The organism is Fictibacillus sp. S7 (assembly GCF_004127935.1).
In the GTDB taxonomy this organism is placed as follows: domain Bacteria; phylum Bacillota; class Bacilli; order Bacillales; family Fictibacillaceae; genus Fictibacillus_C; species Fictibacillus_C enclensis.
Window position 1 is genome coordinate 4,552,654 of record NZ_QJKL01000001.1, and the last position, 19,730, is coordinate 4,572,383.

A 19,730-nucleotide genomic window follows, 5' to 3' on the forward strand; every position below is an offset into this window, starting at 1 on the left:
AAAGGGAACTGACGGTTTAACGTCAGTTCCCTTTTTCTCATGAAGCGCTGGGTTTGTTTCGTTTGGTTATCAGGTAAGCAACGATCAGGATGATAAACCAGACAGGAGTGACAAACAAGGCGATCCGGGTGTCTTTTGCAAACCCGAGCACGACTAGAACGAAAGCAAAGAACAAAAGGACTATCCAATTAATAAAGGGAGCGAGCGGCATTTTGAACTTGCTTTTTGCTGCTTCTTCGGGTTTCTGCTTTCTGAAGCGCAGATGTGCGATCAGAATAATGCCCCATACCCAGATAAAACAGATGGTCGCAATACTAGTAACCAGGGTAAAAACATCTTCCGGCAATAAGTAGTTAAGCAGAACGCCAAATGACAGGAAAAAGGTAGATACAATCAGTGCCGCCGCAGGCACTTTTTTGTCGCTCAGGGAGGCCAGACGTTTCGGTGCTTTTCCTTCATTAGCCAGTGTATACAACATTCGTCCTGTACTGAATAAACCGCTGTTGCAGGATGACATAGCAGAAGTAATGACCACAAAGTTAATGACACCAGCTGCAGCAGGTATTCCGATCAGCGAGAAGACCGAAACAAACGGACTGCTCGACGGGTTGATTTTGTCCCACGGATAGATCGACATGATGACGATCAGGGATCCGATATAAAAGAGAAGGATCCGGACCGGAATATTGTTGATCGCGCTCGGCAACGTCGTATCCGGATTCTCAGCTTCACCGGCTGTGACCCCAACGAGTTCAACTCCGACAAAAGCAAAAAGGGCCATCTGAAAGGCCAGAACAAATCCGGAAGCGCCATTTGGGAAAAATCCGCCGTGGCTGACAAGATTGGAAAAGGAAGCCTGTGTTCCATGGCTTTCATATCCCATGACAATGAGTACAATACCGATCAAAATCAGTGCAATAATGGTAATGATTTTTATGATAGCAAACCAAAACTCGATTTCTCCAAACGCTTTGACAGCCGACATATTGATCAGCAGTAAGATAAGCACCGCAGCTAATGCGGTCAGCCATTGGGGAATGGAAGGAAACCAATACTTTACGTACACACCTACCGCTGTAATTTCTGCCATGCCGGTCACAATCCAGCAGAACCAATACGTCCAGCCCGTAATAAAACCGGCCCAGGGGCCGATAAAGGATTCGGCAAAGTGCGTAAAGGAACCCGAGGTCGGATTATACAGGAGCATTTCACCCAATGCGCGCATCATGAAGAAAAGCATGATTCCAATCAAGGCATAGTTAATCATGATGGACGGGCCTGTCAAATGAATGGACTTGCCTGCACCCAAAAACAGACCAGTGCCAATGGCCCCCCCTATGGCTATTAATTGAATGTGCCGGTTTTTTAAACCGCGGTGCAGCTCTTCTTCTTTTTTCATTGATACACCAACCTTTTCTACATGATCTCTGGTGAATTTTTTTCTGCAGTTATTGTCTTTATTTCCCTTTACTATTCCCTTGCAAAACCACTTGCATAACGGTTAATCATGAAAAAAGAGGGTATAGACACAACGTAATGCCAAACTTTGTTCGAAGACTTTAATGGAAGTCTTGCAAGATAACGACATCACAGGAGGGTTTTGGATGAAAAAAATATGGTCGAGTATTTCGCTGGCAAGTGTGCTTTTGTTTGGAGGGATTGCCGGCTGCAATGCTCAGGATGCAGCAGGAGACGAGACAAACAAGCAACCGGCTAAAGAAAAAGAAAACAAAAAACCAGAACAGGGAAATACAGCAAAAGAAAAAAAGGAGGAAGAGAAAAAACAGGCAGAAGCACCAAAACCAAAGCCAGCTCCCAAACCCAAGGACATAACGGTTAAAGGGGTATACATGTCAGGTGCTGCAGCAGGCATGAACAGCAAATTTAATGAGCTGACCAAGCTGGTGGATGACACGGAACTCAATTCACTTGTCGTAGATGTAAAAGGTGACAGCGGTGAAATTACATACGATTCAAACGTTCCCGAAGTTAATTCATATGGTTCTGATAAACATCCCCCAATTAAAAATATGAAGCAAAGGCTAAAGGTGATGAAAGACAAAGATATTTACACGATCGCCAGGGTGGTTACATTTAAAGATCCATACATGGCCAAAAAGAAGCCGGCATTCGCCATGAAAAAGAAAAGCGGCGGATTGTATTACAATGACGGCATACCGTGGGTGGACCCGTATAAAGAACAGTACTGGAAGTATGTTACTTCTATTGCAAAGGAAGCCGCGAAACTTGGATTTGATGAGATTCAGTTTGATTATGTCCGCTTCCCTGATAACGGAGCACAGGTGGACAGGGAAGTGAAATTCGATAACCCGAAAAAGAAGTCAAAAGCACAGAACATCCACGACTTTTTAACGTATGCCAAAAAAGAACTGAAGCCTTATGGAGTCAATGTGTCTGCCGATGTGTTTGGGGTTTCAACGAGCGCGAAAGGAGATACAGGAATTGGACAGCAGTGGGAGTCTTTGACACAGGCCGTCGATGTCATGAGCCCGATGACATATCCATCTCATTACGGGCCAGGGGAATATGGTATCAAAGTCCCTGATGCAGAGCCCTACAAATTAATCAAGAGTGCCCTTCAGCCGGCGATCCAAAGGGATAAAGCACTGGAAAAACAGAAGAAACAGACAGCAAAAATCAGGCCATGGTATCAAGATTTTACGGCCACCTGGGTGGACGGCCATATTACATATGGCTCTCAGCAAGTGAAAGATCAAATCCGCGCCGGTAAAGAATTGGGCATTGACGGCTATTTACTATGGAACGCAAGTAATGAATATACGAAAGAAGCGCTTCAGCCAAAAAACTAGAAACTTACCGTGCAACAGAACAGCCTTTAGAAGGCTGTTCTGTTTGTTTTTCTGGGTACTTATAAACCAATATACATAATTATTCAAATTTAAAAAAATTTTTCATTTTTCTGGGTAAAAAATACTAGAAAGAGTATTGTAACTGTGATAGATTACTTATGGTGAATATGCAAAAAGTCCTATTTATTATGTTGCAGAGGAGGAAGACCTTTTGGAAAGCTTAAAAGAAAAGCGGAGAAGAGAGCGGCAAAGAAAGTTGAAAACAAGACTCCTTATTATTCTTTCATTTCTCATTCTCTCAGGAGGCGGAACATTCGCCTATGCTGAGAGTAGTAGCATAAAAGATTACCTTTCCAATCAGTCTCAACGAATTCTCGGTCAACTTATGGCCCGGCTGCATCCCGATATGAAACAAGTGAGTGAAGAATCTTCCAAAGAAGTGCAACAAGCGGTACAAACTGAATCGACAGCGATGAACCAAGAGGTGTCTGCCTATGCAAATTCGGAGCTTGAGCGCTACAAACAAGAAGTAAAGAAGTATGAGGAACAAAAAAAGGAATCCATTAAAAGAGAACGAGTACGAAGTGAAGCAAAAGCGAAGCAGGCACTTCGACAATCTACCAACCAAAAAATAGAAGAAGCGAAAAAACAAATCGATCAAGCTGCAGAAGCGGAGGCCGCCGGACAATTACAGAACAACGGCCAATAAATACAGGAACAGAGTACAGATGTACTTTTTCTATACATCGACGTGGCGATAGCCGGAAGGAGAGAATCTAGAAATGTCAGTCAGAAAGAAAGCACAGCAGTTACCGGACTCATGGTTACTGGGGCCTTGTTTGCAGGAGCGGCCTCTGACAGCTTTGTGGATCATGTAAAGGTGGGTGTAGCTCCGCTGATTGGGAAAGTGGCGGCATGGGCAGGATATCAAGTGGCGGATAACGCTGAAAAGAAGGAAGACGAAGTAAACGCTCATGTAAAAAGCGAGTATCAGCGAGGAAAGACGGAAGTAGGCAATGCGTACAATAGTACGGTGGCGGATGGCAATGTACAAATTAACAGCTATGCAGAGGAATACAAAAAGGCCATTACGTCTGCGAGCAACGAAAATACCGCTCTGGCAAAATCGAGTATCCAGGAAAAGGTAACCAAAGAGGTGTCGGCCGCCAAGTCGGAGATTGATGCAGATGCAAAAGCAACCGTCGACCAGCTCATCCGCGAAACCAATTCATCCATTCCGGCTCCACCGACTTCGCCCGAACGTTAATTATAAAAAAGGAGACAGGCAGCAGCCTCTCCTGTTTTTTTATGTTTGAATCGCTGGCTCCAAATGCAATAGGAACAATAGGAAAAAACAAGGGAAAATCATTACTGATATAGAATACCTTGTTAAACGCTAAGAATTTGGTACTTAAGGAGCTGCACTTCACATGAATATTGTTGACCTTGTTCAGTCACAAGTGATCGCGTCTGTAAAAGAGGAGGAAGATATTGAGAAGGCGATAAACAGCACATCCAATATCGTTTTCCTGTTAACCGGTAATCTTTTGAACATGACAGAGCACCTGGACCGGTTGAAAAGTGCTCAAAAAAGTGTTTTCATACATATTGATTTTATTGAGGGCCTGTCCAATACGAAAAGCGCCATTAAGTATATCGCTAAAAAGTGGAAGCCCTCGGGCATCATTACCACAAAAAGTTCCTTGATTAAATTTGCGAAGGAAGAGAAATTAATGGTTATTCAGCGTATGTTTCTCATCGACCACACGGCCTTAAAAAAGGGAATCAGCATCTGTGAAACGTTTGCACCGGATGCGATTGAAGTCTTGCCCGGGCTGATGCCTAATATTATTGATCATCTGACTCATCGGATCAACCTGCCTATTATTGCAGGAGGCCTCATCAGTTCAAAGGAAGATATCACTAAAGGGCTGGAAGCGGGGGCACTTGCGATGTCTACCGGAAATCCTGCGCTTTGGAATTTTGATATATAAAAAAAGGGGAAACGAGTTCCCCTTTTTAGCTGATTTGTAATTGATGGATTTCTTTCATGCTTGGAAGAACATATGAAGGCTTATGAATAGATGTTTTGACCATTTCTTCCGTGGTAATGCCTGACATCACCAGCACGGTCTGAATGCCATGATCAATGCCCATTCGTATATCGGTTTCCAAACGGTCTCCGACAATATAGCAATCTGCCGGTGTTAACTTTAAAATGTCTCTGATGACAATGTCCGCTGCAAGTTTGGAGGGTTTCCCCATAATATAGTCAACAGGTTTGCCGGTCGTTCCTTCAAAAGCGCCAATGATGGATCCACAATCAGGAAGCTGTCCGTCCATCATCGGACACGTCCGGTCTGGATTTGTGGCGATAATCATCGCATTGTTGGCAGCCCATGCCTGGTAGGCATCGTTCAGCTTGCGGTAATTAAATTCCCGATCCCATCCCAAAACCACATAGTTGGCTTCGCGCGGAACGGTGGTCAACCGGATTCCTTCATTTTGCAGTTCCTCGAATAAAGCGGCTTCTCCAATCACATACACAGCTTCTTCCGGTGTCATTTTTTGTTTTAAAAACATCGCTGTAATGTAATTCGAATTAATCACATCTTCAATAGATGCATCAATTCCCAATCCCCGAAGTTTTTTTACATAGTCATTCCGTGTGGCTATGGATTTATTGGTGAAGAAGACTACTTTGTGACCACACTGCCGTAAATATTCGATGGACTCCTTCACGCCATCCAGGATTTTTTCCTCCACATACACAGTTCCATCCAAATCCAATATAAAACCTTTTGCCATGGCGATACCTCCGATACGTATGAGCTAAACGATGCAAAACCCCCAGCTAAAGAAGCCTCCAAAAGAGTAAAGGCAAAAATAGCTGGGGGTTCTCTTCATCTCTTCCCTGCGATAGTGTATTACGTCAACACAGACTTGGTGTTTGACTGATGATTAATGATTTGCTGAAGCGAGTATTTGTAAGGATTGATTTCATAAATTACCGGCCCGTTAAATCGATGGTTGAACAAATATTTTCCTGCGTTTTTTGTAAATTGGTTCCCGTCTCCCGGGAGTAAATGAAGGTCTGCCTTTCCATCATTCTCCGATAAGTGGAGGGCTCCAAGAGATGCGCCGAGCCGGTCGATGGCATCTTCCAATTCATTTCCCATGAGATTGAGATGGCCTGTATCCAGGCAAGCCTTGACCTGTGTATTTTTTATGAGATCGAGCCATTCATCAAGATTGGAAGCAACCTGATGACAATAGTTCAAATGGTCGGGGATCAAATTCTCCAGCAGAAGATCAATCCCGTACGGTTTTGCCACCTGATCCAGCCGCAGGATCCGTTCCGTTACCCTTTCTAAGCACGAATGCTTTTCTTCAGAAAACCAGGCATAGCCGCCATGAAAGGTAGCATGCGTCCCTCCGTAATCAGCCAGCCGTTTAATCCAATCCGTTAAAATTGAAAAAGTACGTTCATAGACCACAGAATCGGGAGTAGCCAAATTCAGATCATGAAAGGGCAGGTGCAGTCCCACGTTGAAACCGGATCGATGGGCAAATTCCAGATAGTCAGCTGCTTTACGCTGTTCTGCCAGGACTTCAATGCCTCTGAACCCGGCTTCTTTTAGACGTTCAAAGTCACCCAGATGGGCATCCAATCCAAGTGACCAGCTGTTAAGCCATTTCTCCATGATTCTCTCCTTTCAATGTTGTTCCAGGACTTACGTTTAATTCGTTGTTCAGTTCCTCGAGGTTCTTGCCTTTAGTTTCCGGGGCCAACAGTACAGAAACAATCAAGCCGGCCATGCTGATTACCGCGAAGAACCATAGTGCTTTGGAATTTCCCCATGCGGCGACCAGATTCGGAAATACAAGGATTCCGAGAATGGAACCGATACGGCTGACTCCGGTGGCCAGACCTGAAGCACTTGCCCGAATACTGGTTGGGAACAGTTCCGTCGGATAGACAAAGTTCAGGATTCCTCCACCCATATTGGCAAACAGAACAGCCAAACTAAAAAGAATAACCAAAAAGGCCATGGTAGGATGAGGATTTAATGCAAGAATGATTAACGCAATGGATAATCCGGTAAATGACGTAATGATCAGCGGACGTCTGCCGATTCTTTCAACCAGATTCAATCCTACAATAGCTCCAAGCAAGCCCAGAACACTCACCGTCAGGGAACCTGTATATACCATCATTTGTGAACCATTGGTAAACGGTTTTAAGATGGTTGGTGTATACATGGAGATTCCATAGTACGCGACCGCGTAACAGAACCAGAAACCACAAACGAAGAACGTCCGTCTGAAAAGAGATTTTGTAAAAAGAGCTCCTGCCTTTTGTTTTGGTGCTGCATCCGGCTTGATGATGACTTTTTGTCCTGTGATCTTCAGCATGATTTCTTCCGCTTCTTTTTCACGTCCTCTTGAGGCAAGCCATCTCGGTGACTCCGGGAGTGTAACCCTGAAAAAGAAAACAATAAGAGCAAATACAGCACCGACCAACAGCATGTATCTCCACGCACTTGCACCGAGCGGAAGCATCAGCATTCCGATAAGGTAGGCGGTTACCGCCCCAACGAACCACATGGCACCTAGTGAAGTGCTATGTTTGCCGCGGCTCTTTGTGGAACTGAATTCAGACACCAGGGTCGCAGAGATCGGATAGTCAGCTCCGATACCAATCCCAAGTAAGAAGCGGAACAGAATGAGCTGCCACGGAGCTTGTGCGAAAGCGGTTAAGGCAGCAAAGACGACAAACGCGACCAAATCAACCACATACATTGCTTTTCTTCCGTATTTGTCTGTTAAATTTCCGAGCCATAAAGCACCGATTAAGGAGCCGATGACAGCAGACGAAGTAATTAACCCCTGAAGACCCGGAGTGATTTCCCACTGGCTTAAAATGAGCGGCATGGCTACGGCAATGACCGTTAAGTCAAAACCATCCAGAAACGTACCTGCAGCCGACAGCAACGTGACCTTTCTTTGAAAGCGCTTTAGTTTTGGAGAATCCAAATGCTCAAAGCTCATTACTTTTCCCCCTTTTTCTGTGTAACGTTATGGAAAAGAACAAATAAAAGCCATAGCCAAAAAAACATGTACCATGTTTTAAATGGCTATGGCTTCTCTTCATCTCCGGCCATAAAGCTACATTAAATTTTAGGATTGCTAAATCATTTATACAATATTCAAATAAGTCTGTCAACTTAATTTTTTGTGGTGTTTAAAACAATGGATTGAACAATTTTCTGTTGTAAAACGATTAACATCTAGGTATGATTGTGAATAATCAGATAACAACTTTAATATCCGTACGGGTAGAGATATGGGAGAACCCTGTGAACAGATGTGTACTGCAAAGGAGCGGCACACCATTTGGTCATGGGGTTTTTCGTGTTGTCGGAGGTTATCTGGTTGCAAAAAATTTAGAGGAGGAACAGGAATGAAAGGCAGGAAGTGGCTGATTTGTATGATGGCATGTGCTATAGGCTTGGGTACGGATTTAAGGTTGAACTCCATTCAACCGGCAGCGGCTGAAAGTGCAATCCCCCGTTTGCTGATCACAGAAGTCGTTCCCGACACGGACAATTATGCGGGATATGATGCGTTTGAGTACATTGAAATCTATAATAACAGCAATCAGGAGATCAATCTTCAAGGCTATCATATTGCTTCTAGCAACTGGAATACGACGATTGAGAATCCGATTAAAATCGCTCCGTGGGATACCGTGTTGTTTTGGCCAAGAAGACAGGAAGTGAAGCCCCTGACGCTGGAGGGCTTTAACCACCTTTATTTCTCCTCATATTCAAGTAAATACATACAACAAGATCATCTACAACCAATAGAAAATGTTGGCGGACTGGTAAACAGTAACAACCAGACAGTCTCCGTTTACGATCCGGGTGGAAAAGAGATCGTAAAAGCAAAGTACACCGGAAGCCAGGTAAGTGCAAACAAGTCTATTACGCTCGGCTATCCGACAGATGGCAGCAACACGATGAAAACCTTGGCAGGCAGCCAAACGCCGACACCAGGATGGGTGGTATCAGGACAAGCTCCGGCAAGACCGAAACTGGATGACGCGGCACCAGCTGTTCCGGCAGGTATTCAGGCACAGGCAGGAAACGGTGAAATCGATCTAACATGGAGTCCCAATAGAGAAACAGATCTCTATCGTTATAATATCTACAAAAATGGCAATCTCGAATATTCGGTTGATCCGTCCAAAACTGCATTCCGATTGTCTGCCCTGATTGGCCATCTCAATTATGATCTCCAGATCACGGCTGAAGATACTTCGGGAAATGAATCACAGAAATCTCCCGTTTTGCGCGTTCAGCCTGATCATCAGCTGATCACGCAAACCGAAAGATCATCCAATGACAGAAATCCCGCTTATCAAACACTATGGGATATTTCCAAGGACGGCCCTGTCATCCCCGGACTGGCAGAGGACCTCGTTCCCCAGGGAATTGGTTATTATAAGAAAAAGAACTGGTTGTTTACCATCAATTATTTGGACGATGGCCGACCAGGAACACTTTGTGTCGTTGATGCTACTACTGAAAAACTAGTAAAGTCACTGGTGCTCTACAATCAGGATGGGACACCTTACACCGGACACGCAGGGGGTGTTACCGTAAGTATGGACCATGTATGGATATCCTCCGAAGAATCTCTATTTACATTGGATGTTGACGATATTGCCGCCGCTCAAAATAATGATGAGCTAACGTTCACAAATGAAATCCCGGTACCCGTAGAAGCGGCTTATGATGTCTATGATGATGACAAAAAGATTCTGTGGGTCGGTGAGTTTTATGAGCCAAACGCCTATCCTACCGATCCCTCTCATCATCTCGTAAACCGGGCAGGTGAAATGCAATTTGCTTGGATGGTAGGTTACAAGCTAAGACCGGATACGGATATGCTGACTCACGAGCAGTGGGACCCTGCAGGCTATGAGCCCGCAAAACCAGACTATGTTTTTTCCACGATCGGTAAGGTACAGGGAGCGATCGTCCAAAAGAAGGGAATTTCTCTGGTCACGTCTTACGGGCGGGCGAATGACAGTATTTTGTATCGATATAATGACCCGATGAAAGAAGAACCGCATGAATATGTAACCGTTGGGGGAAAAGAAGTGCCTGTTTGGTTCCTTGACGGGGAAAATGCAAAGCCGGTCAAAAGTATTACGGCTATCCCTATGAAAGAGGGAGCCGTACTCGTAAATAGTGATCTGTATGTGTCTTTTGAATCGGGCGCGAACAAATATCGGTATACAGGTTCTTATCCAAGAGACCGGATGCTTAAGATTGATATGAAAACCTTAATGAAGGATGACAGAAATACAGAAAAAGAAGAGCGCCAATAAGAGAAAAGACCAGCTGTCTTAAACGGCTGGTTTTTTTGTTCTGTCCAAACAAAAACAAAAAAACAGAAATAAAGTAGGTGCAGATTCTAACGGCGGGTTACTCACCGGAAATCATGGACCAGGGCAAAACCGTGGGTTATCAAGTGTTTGGCAGGATTTCCTTTTTCATCGGAACGTTATTTATTGCGACGCTTGCCTTTTTTCTCTCTGAAAAAATGATCAGGGTCAATAAGTAAACCCCTGAAGCTCAGCTTCAGGGGTTTGGATTTTCTATTATTTCTTTAACTTATTCCATGTAGCATCAAGTGCTTCCAATGTTTCTTTTTCTGATTTCTTCTTGCCAACATAGGCTTGAAGAGCAGATCCAAACTCTTGGCCAGCACCATCAGGATATTTCATGAACTGCCAAGTATACGTTTTACCTTCTTTGGAGTACTTCTGGATTTCAGCGCCAAGTGGTCCGATATCTTCTGCCTTTGCGTCAATGTTCTTGAAGGCAGGGATGTATTTGAATTCCTTCGTCAATGCTTCTTTTCCTTCTTTAGAAGAAACCATCCAGTTCAAGAAGTCTTTTGCTGCTTTTTTATCAGCCTCAGGAGCTTTGTTGTATACGACCCAGTTACTCGGTACATCTGCCATGAGCTTATCTGCTTCTTTTTCATTGTTGTTCAATGCCATTGGAATAAAACCAACATCCATGTTCGGTGTGATTTTGTCGATCATCGGCTGAATCCAGTTTCCTTGCTGGATCATTGCTGCATCACCGCTGGCAAATAGGGTTACTTGTGTGTTGTAGTCAGTAGTTAACGGGTTTTTGTTGCCATATTTAATCGTCAGGTCAAGCAATTTGAAATAATCGTCAAAATACTTGCTGTCTGCGATTTTTGATTTTCCTTCGTTCAAACCATTAATAAAATTTTTGTCTGCACTTTCCTGATAAGCCAATGGAACATTCAAGCCGTGGTTTGCAAGCACCCACCACTCGCCGTAACCGACTGAGAAAGGTGTGATGCCTTTGGCTTTTAATTTTTTCGCTGCGGCTTCCAGCTCAGAGAATGTAGTAGGAAGCTTGGTAATTCCTGCTTTTTTGAACAATTCCTTGTTGTATGCAAATCCGTAGCCTTCAAGGTTAACCGGCTGGCCAAGCACTTTTCCGTCCAGAGTCATTGGCTTCAATGCATTAGGATAGGCATTTTTTACCCATGGCTGATCGGAAAGGTCTTCGAGTTTGTCTTTCCATGTGACGGCATCCTGATAGCCAGAGCTGGTGAAAATATCAGGCGCTTTGTTGGAAGCAAACTTCGCTTTTAGAGCTGCACCACCGTCTGCACCACCGCCTACGGTTTCAATGTTAAAAGTAACGTTTGGATGTTCTTTTGTATACTGGTCGGTCAATGCTTTAAGCTGGTCGGCAATTTCTACTTTGCCCTGGAACATATCAATGACGACTTTGTCGCCTTTGCTTCCGCTTGCTTTGTCTCCTGATGCACCATCACTGGAACAAGCTGCTGTGAAAAGAAGTGACGCGGAAAGCACACCTGCTGCTAATGAAAACTTTTTCATGTTTTTAACCATGATTTTACCCTCCTGAACATGATTCATTTATAGTTTGAAAAAAGAATAACCTTATTTGATGGAACCGCTGGTAATACCTTTAATAATGTGCCTTTGCATGGAGAAGAAGAAAATGAGCAAAGGAATGATGCCCAGGATCAAAGCGGCAAGTGCCAGATCCCACTGCTTCGTATACTGTCCAAAGAAGAAGAACGTAGCGAGTGGTACTGTTCGTAATTCCGGATTTTGCAGAACGAGTGACGGGAGCAGGAAGTCATTCCAAATCCACAGGCTGTTCAGAATTACAATGGTTACTGTAATCGGTTTTAGCAGCGGGAACACAATTCTCCAGAATACTCCGAACCGGGAACATCCATCGATGATCGCTGCTTCTTCCAGTTCTTTTGGAATTCCTTTAATAAAGCCGTGATACAGGAAGATCGTCATCCCGGATCCGAATCCAAGATACATGATGACCAGTCCCCAGATGCTGTTGAGAAGGCCGAATGTTCCGGCTGTTTTGATCAAGGGAATCATAATGGACTGAAACGGAATGATCATGGCTGCAACAAACGTCATGAAAATGATATTGCTGATTTTCTTTTTGGTCCGGACCAGCATGTAGGCGGCCATGGAACAGAAGACCACAAGAACGACGTTGCTGGCGACCGTAACGATCAGTGAGTTTGAGAATACTTTCAGGTAGTTCAGCTTTTCGAATGCGTTTACATAGTTCTCAAATTGAAAGACCTTGGGAAGCGCCGAAGTATTGGTCAGGATTTCGGCGAACGGCTTCAGAGAATTTGAGATTACGTAATAGAAAGGAACCAAAAAGAGCAGGCCGAGCAGAACCGCAAGGATTTCAACAATGAATGTTTTGCCCGTATATTTGTTTTCCATCACGATTCAACCTCCTTTTTCTTCGTGTACATAACCTGAATGACCGTAATGGCGGCAACAACGATGAAGAAGATCAGCGCTTTCGCTTCACCAATTCCGTAACGGTTGTTAACAAAGGCTTCTGTGTAAATGTTCAGTGCCAGCATCTCGGTTGACTTGAACGGCCCGCCGTTCGTCAGGGACAGGTTGGCATCAAAGATTTTGAACGATGATGCAGTGGTTAAGAATAAACAAATCGTTACCGCTGGTGCTACCATCGGGATGGTAATATGGCGGAGGATCTGCCATCGATTGGCACCATCGATACGGGCAGCTTCCACGATTTCCTGAGGAACATTCTGCAGAGCGGCAATGTAGATGATCATGATGTAGCCGGCACCCTGCCACACACTGACAATCACGATTCCCCAAAACGCCGTTTTTGCATCTCCAAGCCAGGCCATTTCAAAAAGTGGAATACCCGTGATTTGTCCGATGGATGCAAATCCTTTGACGAAAATAAACTGCCAGATGAAGCCTAAAAGCAATCCGCCGATTAAGTTCGGCATGAAGAATACGGTACGCAGAATGTTTCTTGTCTTTAGCATTTGTGTGACCAAAATGGCAAGCGCAAATCCAATCACATTGGTAAGTATAATGGCAACGACTGTGTATTTAGCGGTCAGCAGAAACGAAGCCTGAAATTGCTTGTCTTCCGTGAATAAGTATTTGAAATTATCGAATCCGACCCAATTGATATTCCCTGTTACTCCGTTCCAATCGGTAAAGGCGTAATAGATCCCGGTAAAGAAAGGAATTAAAACGATTATTGTAAAAGCTAACAGAACAGGGCCGACAAAAAGAGTGAATAATCCTGCATCTTTCCATTTTTTCTTGGAAGCCATGGAAACAGGCTTTGATACGTTGGTGTTTTTTTGTAAGGCACCGCCTTGAAGATTTGTAGCTTTCGTCTGACTATTCACATAAAGCACCTCCCGTACCTTTTATTTTAGGGATTCCTGAAATTTATGAAACGGCTTACATTGACCAACAGGGTGGAAAATATTGAACAGTGATTTTTGAATCAAGGAATGAGAAGGTTATGCTACAATAAAGAAAAATCTGTAAGCAATATAATTCAAGGGAGGAAGGTTAGCCGAAAGTATAGCTGACCAAATTGGTATGCAGTGGGGGATTCGAAAGAAACTCATCATCTTATTGCTTGTAGCAACCGTGCTTCCGTTTGGAACCTCGATTGCCGTCACGTATTATCAAACCACACAAGCTCTCAATGACCGCTTTGTTTCCACAAACCATGATTTAATTCAAAAAGGGGAAGAGGACCTGGCTGCATACTTTGATGAAGTCGCAGATATGGGAACGGTTTTATACCGGTATACTCCTTTTATGAATGTAATGAGGGGGGGAGTATCGGCCGACTTCAACAACAACCAGGAAGAGGTTCGACGGCTGCTCGCCTATTTATTTAATACTCGTCCAGAAATTGAACAGATGCATCTGTATATCGATAAAGAAAAAGATTCGTATACCAATTTTCATTCTTCCATCAGCGGAAGAGGGAAGTATGAGAACATTTTTTCACATCCGTATTATGCTCAATTGAAAAAGAACAGCACGTTTTCCATCATTGAGCCGCCGCATAAAATTTATCCTTATAATCATTTGTCAGATATCCCAGACTCTGAAAAGAAAAAAGTCTTGAGCTTTCATAATATTATTCGTGATGTTCCATCCGATAAGTTTCTTGGCTTCCTGTCGATTGATATTAACCTTTCAAAGATTAGCTCCCTGTCAAACCGGCTGTATACAAAGGGTGTTGAAGATCTGTACATTATGGATGACCAAGGGAATATCGTTTATTCGTCCAATGAAAAACAAATTGGCAACAAAAATAAAGAAAAATGGTTCCACCATGTAAAGAGCAGTGATAAAAGCAGCAAAAGCCTGGAATGGCAGGACAAGAAATTTTCGGGAGAGATTGTGTACGAGCGTTTTTCGGCTCCATATAAAAACTGGTATATTGTAAAAAGAATTCCGTATGACGTTCTTTATCAGAGCGCAAGGGAAACCGCATTGATGAATATTTTTATCGGCATTATAACGTTGATCATCGTTCTTTTGGCGACATTATTTGTTTCACTTAAACTGACCGCGCCGATAAAAGTATTAAGCAACAACATGAAAAAGGTGGAAAATGGGGAACTCGAAGCTGACTTCGATTCGTTGGGGAATGATGAAATCGGCATGCTTGGCCGCAACTTCAAATCGATGATCACCAAGATCAATCAGCTAATCGACAGGGAATACAAACTGGAGATTGAAAATAAATCATCTCAGCTCAGGGTGCTGCAATCTCAGATCAACCCTCATTTCCTTTACAATGCACTTCAGTCCATTGGTACGCTGGCCCTTAAATCGAATGCTGCGTCTGTCTATTCGTTGTTAACCTCCTTATCCAACATCATGAGGTACAGCATGAACATGAAAGAAGATGTTGTTCCATTGAACCTGGAGCTGAGGCATGTAAAATCGTATTTGGTGCTTCAAAAGCAGCGGTTCGAAGACAAATTTGAATATGAGCTTCAGGTTGAAAAAGAAGTGGAACAGGTTCTGGTTCCGAAAATGATTTTACAGCCCATTGTGGAGAACAGCTTTAAGCACGGCTTTGACCAGCAGATCGAGGAAGCGGCCGTCACGATCAAAGCCCATGCCATGGATGAAGAAAAAATTAAGCTGTCCGTGAGCGATAACGGAAGGGGCATTGATACGCAGCAATTAAAGGACTTGAGGGGTGCGCTTTTCGAGGAAAGTCCATCTGAAGAAGAACGCAGCGAAGCCATCGGGTTAAAAAACATTTATGACCGGCTTCAGATCTATTACAGCAATCAGGCAAAAATGTCGGTGGAAAGCGGGGATGCCGGAGGCTTTACAGTGACCATTGAGATCCCCAGGGTAATGCCAAAAGAGGTGAAACAATCATGAAAGTCTTGATTATTGATGATGAGAAACACGTCCGGGATGGAATCCGGCTGCTTGGTGCCTGGGAAGAAAACGGTATCGGTGAATTTTATGAAGCCGAAAATGGGGAAGATGCCATCCGTTTGATTCAAGAGCACCGGCCAGAGATTATATTTTCCGATATGAAAATGCCAAAGATGGATGGCACGCAGCTTCTTGAATGGATTAAGACGAATCAGCCGAAAAGCAAAACCGTTGTAGTAACCGGTTATGATGATTATCACTATATGAGAAAAGCAATTCATTTTGGGAGCTACGACTACCTTCTTAAACCAATTGATCCGGAAATCCTGAATCAAACGTTGAAAAACGCAGTAGAGGAATGGAAGAAAGAAGAAGCTGATCGCAAAAGCAAGGATAGCAGCTACCAGATGATCAATGAAATGAAACCTGTATTTCGTGACCGGAAGCTTACCCAGCTTGTAAGCAGTGACAGTATCAAGGATGAGCTGTACAAAGAGCTTGGCTTTCAATTGTCTCTAACCTATATGGTTGCTCTTATGCGGCTGGATGGCAAAACGATTAAATCGTTTCAGGGAGACAGAGATCTTGCTTACTTTACAATTTTAAATGTGATTAATGAAATTCTTATGGACTGTGACTGCGGGATCGGCTTCCGCTACCTCTCCAGCAAAGGCGAAATCGTTTTGATTTTCTGGAACAAGCTCGACCAGATCGAAGAACGTCTTTCCGAGATTCATCAGACACTGAAGAGGGTATTGAATCGTTCCTGCCCGATTGCCATCGGGGAAGCAGTTACTGGTACCGCCGGGTTGCTGCAATCGTATCAGCATGCCAAGCAAGTGCTGCTTTCTAGTAATCTGTTGGAGCGGAAAGAAAAGCGGGTCTATGGACCGGATACGGTACAAGTTATCTCACCGAAAAGCCTGATGTCTTATAGTTCCGACATTGAAGGGGGCATGATGGCTGGACGAATTGAAGCGTTTGACGATCTCATTGAGGATGTGACAAACGATTTTACCGAGAACGGATATTTGTCATTGAAGCAGTTGCTGCATTTTGAAAACGAATACCAGGTGATCAGCAACACATGGTTCAAGCATTACAATATTCCGATCGGCTCAAGTGAAAGCATTGAAAAACGGATTGATCCCTATTTTGATGCCGGGGGCACGTTTAATCTGGAAGACTACAAAAAAAGAATCCGCCGGGAAATTTCCGTCTTTCTGAAAAAAGTAAAGAAGGCTTCAAAACAAAAGGGCAACATCATACATGAGATTGAAAAGTATTTGCAGTCCCACTTTGACCGGGATGTAAAACTTCAGGAAATTTCGGACCATTTTTACATCAGCAGGGAGTATATTTCGAGGAAATTCAAGCAGGAGCTCAATGTTAACATTTCGGATTATTTGGTAAGAATCCGCATGAACAAAGCAAAATCCTTATTAAAAAACAGTGACCTGAAAATCTATGAAATTGCGAACATGATCGGCTATCAGGATGATAAATATTTCCGTAAGGTATTCAAAAAGGTAGAGGGCATTACCCCAAATGAATACCGCGATCAATATTCAGTAAAATAGACACTGCCTAAAATAATGAAAATGTTTATATAGCTTTTAAAGATGATGTTGAAATGATCAGGATCACTTCCACCTTGATCAGTTAGCCAGTTAGTTGCTAGTGAATCACCAAAAGTCATACTATTAAACAAGACCTTTCTGACAGAAAGGTCTTCAACGTTTAAGCGCTCGTTTCCATTCTAAAATCACTGTGTCTTCCGTCTGGGTGAGATAAGGATTGGCTCCAATGCATTTTCTTGCAGCAGCAGAGATTATCTGTTTTTTGGCGATGCTGGCTGTGTTTTTTACAGCAGCAGAAGCTTTACCTCTTCCATCATAAAAGAATGGAGGATTAACCAAGCGTTCCGACGTACTCATCAAATCTCCCCCCTTTATTAGAATATTTTGTAAGTTAATTATAAAGGAAATTATTGGTTACGGCAACAGGGATTCAATGCCGTTAACCCATGGAAAACAGGGTTCAATATATTCCACCTTATCCGTCAATGTAAGCCGTTTCATTACGCTGTTGATTCTCTAAAATGTAAAATGGACAGGAAAAAGTTTTTGATGAAAAGTTGGAGGTTTGACATGAGCAAAATATGGTGGAAAGAAAGTGTCATCTATCAAGTGTATCCCCGCAGCTTTATGGACAGCAACGGCGACGGAATCGGGGATTTGAAAGGCGTAACAACAAAGCTTGATTATTTAAAAGAACTTGGGATTGACGTCATCTGGCTCTGCCCGATGTTTAAGTCACCCAACGACGATAATGGCTATGATATTTCGGATTATCAGGACATAATGAATGAGTTCGGTACATTGGCAGATTTTGATGAGCTGCTGGCGGAAGTGCACAAGCGGGGCATGAAGCTGATCCTTGACCTGGTGATCAATCATACGAGTGATGAGCATCCATGGTTTATTGAATCGCGTTCTTCCAAAGATAATCCAAAGCGGGACTGGTATATCTGGCGTGATGGAAAGAATGGAAAAGCGCCAAACAACTGGGAGTCCATTTTCAGCGGGCCAGCCTGGAAGTATGATGAACAAACCGACCAATATTTCATGCACATTTTCTCCGAACGTCAGCCTGACCTGAACTGGGAGAATCCGGAGGTGAAAGATGCCCTTTATGACATGGTGAATTGGTGGCTTGAAAAGGGAATCGACGGTTTTCGCGTAGATGCCATTTCACACATCAAAAAAGAACCGGGCTTTCCAGATATGGAGAATCCTGACGAGCTGGAGTGTGTCTCCTGTTTTCCGTTTATGATGAACGTGGAAGGCATTGATGAATGGCTCACCGAGCTTTCACAAAAAACATTTAAGAAATACGATGTTATGACAGTTGGAGAAGCCAATGGTGTAAAAATTGAAGAAGCTGAAAAATGGGTCGGCGAAGACAATGGCCATTTTAATATGATTTTTCAGTTCGAGTTTCTGGACCTTTGGGATAAAGATGCGGAAGAGGGCGTTGATGTTGCTGGGCTGAAGAAGGTGTTAAGCAAGTGGCAAACAGGGCTTGAGGGAAGAGGATGGAATGCGCTTTTCATCGAAAACCATGACCAGCCTCGCCGTGTTTCCACATGGGGGAACGACCAGAACTATTGGTCAGAAAGCGCCAAAATGCTGGGAGCACTGTACTTTCTTATGAAAGGAACACCGTTCATTTATCAGGGCCAGGAAATTGGCATGACCAACGTTCAGTTTCCTTCTATAGAAGACTACAATGATGTGGGAATGGTTAACTATTACCGCATCGAAATGGCAAAGGGCCGCTCGCATGACGAGATCATGAACATCATCTGGAAAACAGGGCGAGATAATTCCCGTACCCCAATGCAGTGGAATGCTGAACATATGGGAGGCTTTACGACCGGTGATCAAACGTGGCTCGGTGTTAATCCGAATTACAAAGAAATTAATGTAGAAGGACAATGGAACAACCCGGATTCCATTTTAAGCTTTTACAAAAAATTGATCACGATGCGCAAGGACAATCCAATCTGGGTATACGGCGTATACGAATTGTTGCTTGAGGATCATCCTGAACTTTTTGTTTATACGCGAACACTTGATGACAAATGTGCCATCGTCATCAACAATTTCAGTGGCCAGCCTTCAAAGTTTGAAGTGCCGGACGATCTGGCATTTGAATCATCACAATTGGTGCTCAACAATTACAAGGTGACAGACACTGTGCTGTCTAAGCAGATTGCCCTTCAGCCGTATGAAACGAGGGTGTATTTAATGAGCTAGTAGTACAAAAAGAAAGGTTCTTAGCCTTAAGGCTGGGAACCTTTTTATTATCTCTTCATATAATTCCTTGTAAATGGATAGGAATTATGTATAATGAGTAGTAATCTAAATACTTTGAATATAATGACCAATTGGAAAACCAAAGGTCTACGCTTACGGATCCGTTTTATTAATACAGTCAAGATTAGAGCTGATTGGTCAACCAAAGGCTCCTTCTCAAGTTTTTTGAGGAGGGGCCTTTTT

General features: G+C 43.4%; 17 protein-coding genes. 9 read left to right on the forward strand and 8 right to left on the reverse strand.

The window, feature by feature from the left end:
• Positions 1 to 37: 37 nt before the first annotated feature.
• Positions 38 to 1,399 (reverse strand): amino acid permease, encoded by a 1,362-nt coding sequence (locus DMO16_RS23115; protein WP_129480178.1) that lies wholly within the window; start codon positions 1,397 to 1,399, stop codon positions 38 to 40.
• Between the two features lie 205 nt (positions 1,400 to 1,604).
• Here DMO16_RS23115 and DMO16_RS23120 point away from each other — a divergent pair, with 205 nt between their 5' ends.
• The 4 genes from DMO16_RS23120 to DMO16_RS23135 all read left to right on the forward strand — a co-directional run bounded on the left by DMO16_RS23120 (position 1,605) and on the right by DMO16_RS23135 (position 4,825).
• Complete coding sequence (locus tag DMO16_RS23120) at positions 1,605 to 2,831, forward strand: putative glycoside hydrolase (RefSeq protein WP_241840639.1); 1,227 nt, start codon at positions 1,605 to 1,607, stop codon at positions 2,829 to 2,831.
• A 211-nt stretch (positions 2,832 to 3,042) separates the two neighbouring features.
• Positions 3,043 to 3,540: a hypothetical protein gene (locus tag DMO16_RS23125; RefSeq protein ID WP_129480179.1), complete on the forward strand. Its 498-nt coding sequence runs from the start codon at positions 3,043 to 3,045 to the stop codon at positions 3,538 to 3,540.
• Between the two features lie 42 nt (positions 3,541 to 3,582).
• Positions 3,583 to 4,098, forward strand: coding sequence for a hypothetical protein (locus DMO16_RS23130; RefSeq protein WP_206738162.1), 516 nt, complete (start codon positions 3,583 to 3,585; stop codon positions 4,096 to 4,098).
• Between the two features lie 163 nt (positions 4,099 to 4,261).
• Entirely contained in the window at positions 4,262 to 4,825 is a 564-nt protein-coding gene (locus tag DMO16_RS23135) for a glycerol-3-phosphate responsive antiterminator (RefSeq protein WP_129480181.1), read from the forward strand.
• A 25-nt stretch (positions 4,826 to 4,850) separates the two neighbouring features.
• Here DMO16_RS23135 and DMO16_RS23140 read toward each other — a convergent pair whose 3' ends face one another.
• The 3 genes from DMO16_RS23140 to DMO16_RS23150 form a co-directional block, all read right to left on the reverse strand.
• A complete protein-coding gene (locus DMO16_RS23140) occupies positions 4,851 to 5,639 on the reverse strand; it encodes an HAD-IIA family hydrolase (protein ID WP_061972362.1) in 789 nt (262 codons plus the stop codon).
• A 119-nt stretch (positions 5,640 to 5,758) separates the two neighbouring features.
• Positions 5,759 to 6,535 (reverse strand): sugar phosphate isomerase/epimerase family protein, encoded by a 777-nt coding sequence (locus DMO16_RS23145; protein ID WP_129480182.1) that lies wholly within the window; start codon positions 6,533 to 6,535, stop codon positions 5,759 to 5,761.
• Complete coding sequence (locus DMO16_RS23150) at positions 6,519 to 7,883, reverse strand: MFS transporter (RefSeq protein ID WP_061972364.1); 1,365 nt, start codon at positions 7,881 to 7,883, stop codon at positions 6,519 to 6,521. The genes DMO16_RS23145 and DMO16_RS23150 overlap by 17 nt, the downstream gene beginning before the upstream one ends.
• Positions 7,884 to 8,295: 412 nt before the next feature.
• On the opposite strand from DMO16_RS23150, the gene DMO16_RS23155 reads away from it, so the two are divergent.
• Positions 8,296 to 10,230, forward strand: a complete 1,935-nt coding sequence (locus DMO16_RS23155) for a lamin tail domain-containing protein (protein ID WP_164989002.1) — start codon at positions 8,296 to 8,298, stop codon at positions 10,228 to 10,230.
• A 113-nt stretch (positions 10,231 to 10,343) separates the two neighbouring features.
• Entirely contained in the window at positions 10,344 to 10,466 is a 123-nt protein-coding gene (locus tag DMO16_RS25300; RefSeq protein WP_277873776.1) for a hypothetical protein, read from the forward strand.
• A 37-nt stretch (positions 10,467 to 10,503) separates the two neighbouring features.
• Here the strand turns inward: DMO16_RS25300 and DMO16_RS23160 are convergent, their stop codons facing one another.
• The 3 genes from DMO16_RS23160 to DMO16_RS23170 are packed head-to-tail and all read right to left on the reverse strand — an operon-like array spanning position 10,504 to position 13,568.
• On the reverse strand, positions 10,504 to 11,805 hold the full coding sequence (locus tag DMO16_RS23160; RefSeq protein WP_061972366.1) for an ABC transporter substrate-binding protein: 1,302 nt from the start codon (positions 11,803 to 11,805) through the stop codon (positions 10,504 to 10,506).
• A 51-nt stretch (positions 11,806 to 11,856) separates the two neighbouring features.
• Positions 11,857 to 12,684: a carbohydrate ABC transporter permease gene (locus tag DMO16_RS23165; protein WP_129480481.1), complete on the reverse strand. Its 828-nt coding sequence runs from the start codon at positions 12,682 to 12,684 to the stop codon at positions 11,857 to 11,859.
• On the reverse strand, positions 12,684 to 13,568 hold the full coding sequence (locus DMO16_RS23170) for a carbohydrate ABC transporter permease (RefSeq protein WP_090236856.1): 885 nt from the start codon (positions 13,566 to 13,568) through the stop codon (positions 12,684 to 12,686). Before DMO16_RS23170 ends, DMO16_RS23165 begins: the two co-directional genes overlap by 1 nt.
• 277 nt (positions 13,569 to 13,845) lie before the next feature.
• On the opposite strand from DMO16_RS23170, the gene DMO16_RS23175 reads away from it, so the two are divergent.
• Together DMO16_RS23175 and DMO16_RS23180 are read left to right on the forward strand one after the other, a co-directional pair.
• The gene (locus DMO16_RS23175; protein WP_129480184.1) at positions 13,846 to 15,666 is read left to right on the forward strand and encodes a sensor histidine kinase; all 1,821 of its coding nucleotides are present in this window, start codon (positions 13,846 to 13,848) and stop codon (positions 15,664 to 15,666) included.
• Complete coding sequence (locus DMO16_RS23180) at positions 15,663 to 17,246, forward strand: response regulator (protein WP_129480185.1); 1,584 nt, start codon at positions 15,663 to 15,665, stop codon at positions 17,244 to 17,246. The genes DMO16_RS23175 and DMO16_RS23180 overlap by 4 nt, the downstream gene beginning before the upstream one ends.
• Before the next feature lie 153 nt (positions 17,247 to 17,399).
• On the opposite strand, the gene DMO16_RS23185 is transcribed toward DMO16_RS23180, so the two are convergent.
• Entirely contained in the window at positions 17,400 to 17,603 is a 204-nt protein-coding gene (locus tag DMO16_RS23185; RefSeq protein WP_061972371.1) for a hypothetical protein, read from the reverse strand.
• 192 nt (positions 17,604 to 17,795) lie between these two features.
• Between DMO16_RS23185 and DMO16_RS23190 the strand changes: the two genes are divergently transcribed.
• On the forward strand, positions 17,796 to 19,487 hold the full coding sequence (locus tag DMO16_RS23190; protein WP_425590051.1) for a glycoside hydrolase family 13 protein: 1,692 nt from the start codon (positions 17,796 to 17,798) through the stop codon (positions 19,485 to 19,487).
• Positions 19,488 to 19,730 lie beyond the last annotated feature (243 nt).

Bases quoted from the DNA above. Each gene is read 5' to 3' on its own strand.
- DMO16_RS23155 (WP_164989002.1), top strand. From the start codon at position 8,296: ATGAAAGGCAGGAAGTGGCTGATTTGTATGATGGCATGTGCTATAGGC.
- DMO16_RS23175 (WP_129480184.1), top strand. From the start codon at position 13,846: ATGCAGTGGGGGATTCGAAAGAAACTCATCATCTTATTGCTTGTAGCA.
- DMO16_RS23135 (WP_129480181.1), top strand. From the start codon at position 4,262: ATGAATATTGTTGACCTTGTTCAGTCACAAGTGATCGCGTCTGTAAAA.
- DMO16_RS23145 (WP_129480182.1), bottom strand. From the start codon at position 6,535: ATGGAGAAATGGCTTAACAGCTGGTCACTTGGATTGGATGCCCATCTG.
- DMO16_RS23170 (WP_090236856.1), bottom strand. From the start codon at position 13,568: ATGGCTTCCAAGAAAAAATGGAAAGATGCAGGATTATTCACTCTTTTT.
- DMO16_RS23190 (WP_425590051.1), top strand. From the start codon at position 17,796: ATGAAAAGTTGGAGGTTTGACATGAGCAAAATATGGTGGAAAGAAAGT.
- DMO16_RS23165 (WP_129480481.1), bottom strand. From the start codon at position 12,684: ATGGAAAACAAATATACGGGCAAAACATTCATTGTTGAAATCCTTGCG.
- DMO16_RS23115 (WP_129480178.1), bottom strand. From the start codon at position 1,399: ATGAAAAAAGAAGAAGAGCTGCACCGCGGTTTAAAAAACCGGCACATT.
- DMO16_RS25300 (WP_277873776.1), top strand. From the start codon at position 10,344: ATGGACCAGGGCAAAACCGTGGGTTATCAAGTGTTTGGCAGGATTTCC.
- DMO16_RS23160 (WP_061972366.1), bottom strand. From the start codon at position 11,805: ATGGTTAAAAACATGAAAAAGTTTTCATTAGCAGCAGGTGTGCTTTCC.
- DMO16_RS23120 (WP_241840639.1), top strand. From the start codon at position 1,605: ATGAAAAAAATATGGTCGAGTATTTCGCTGGCAAGTGTGCTTTTGTTT.
- DMO16_RS23140 (WP_061972362.1), bottom strand. From the start codon at position 5,639: ATGGCAAAAGGTTTTATATTGGATTTGGATGGAACTGTGTATGTGGAG.
- DMO16_RS23150 (WP_061972364.1), bottom strand. From the start codon at position 7,883: ATGAGCTTTGAGCATTTGGATTCTCCAAAACTAAAGCGCTTTCAAAGA.
- DMO16_RS23185 (WP_061972371.1), bottom strand. From the start codon at position 17,603: ATGAGTACGTCGGAACGCTTGGTTAATCCTCCATTCTTTTATGATGGA.
- DMO16_RS23180 (WP_129480185.1), top strand. From the start codon at position 15,663: ATGAAAGTCTTGATTATTGATGATGAGAAACACGTCCGGGATGGAATC.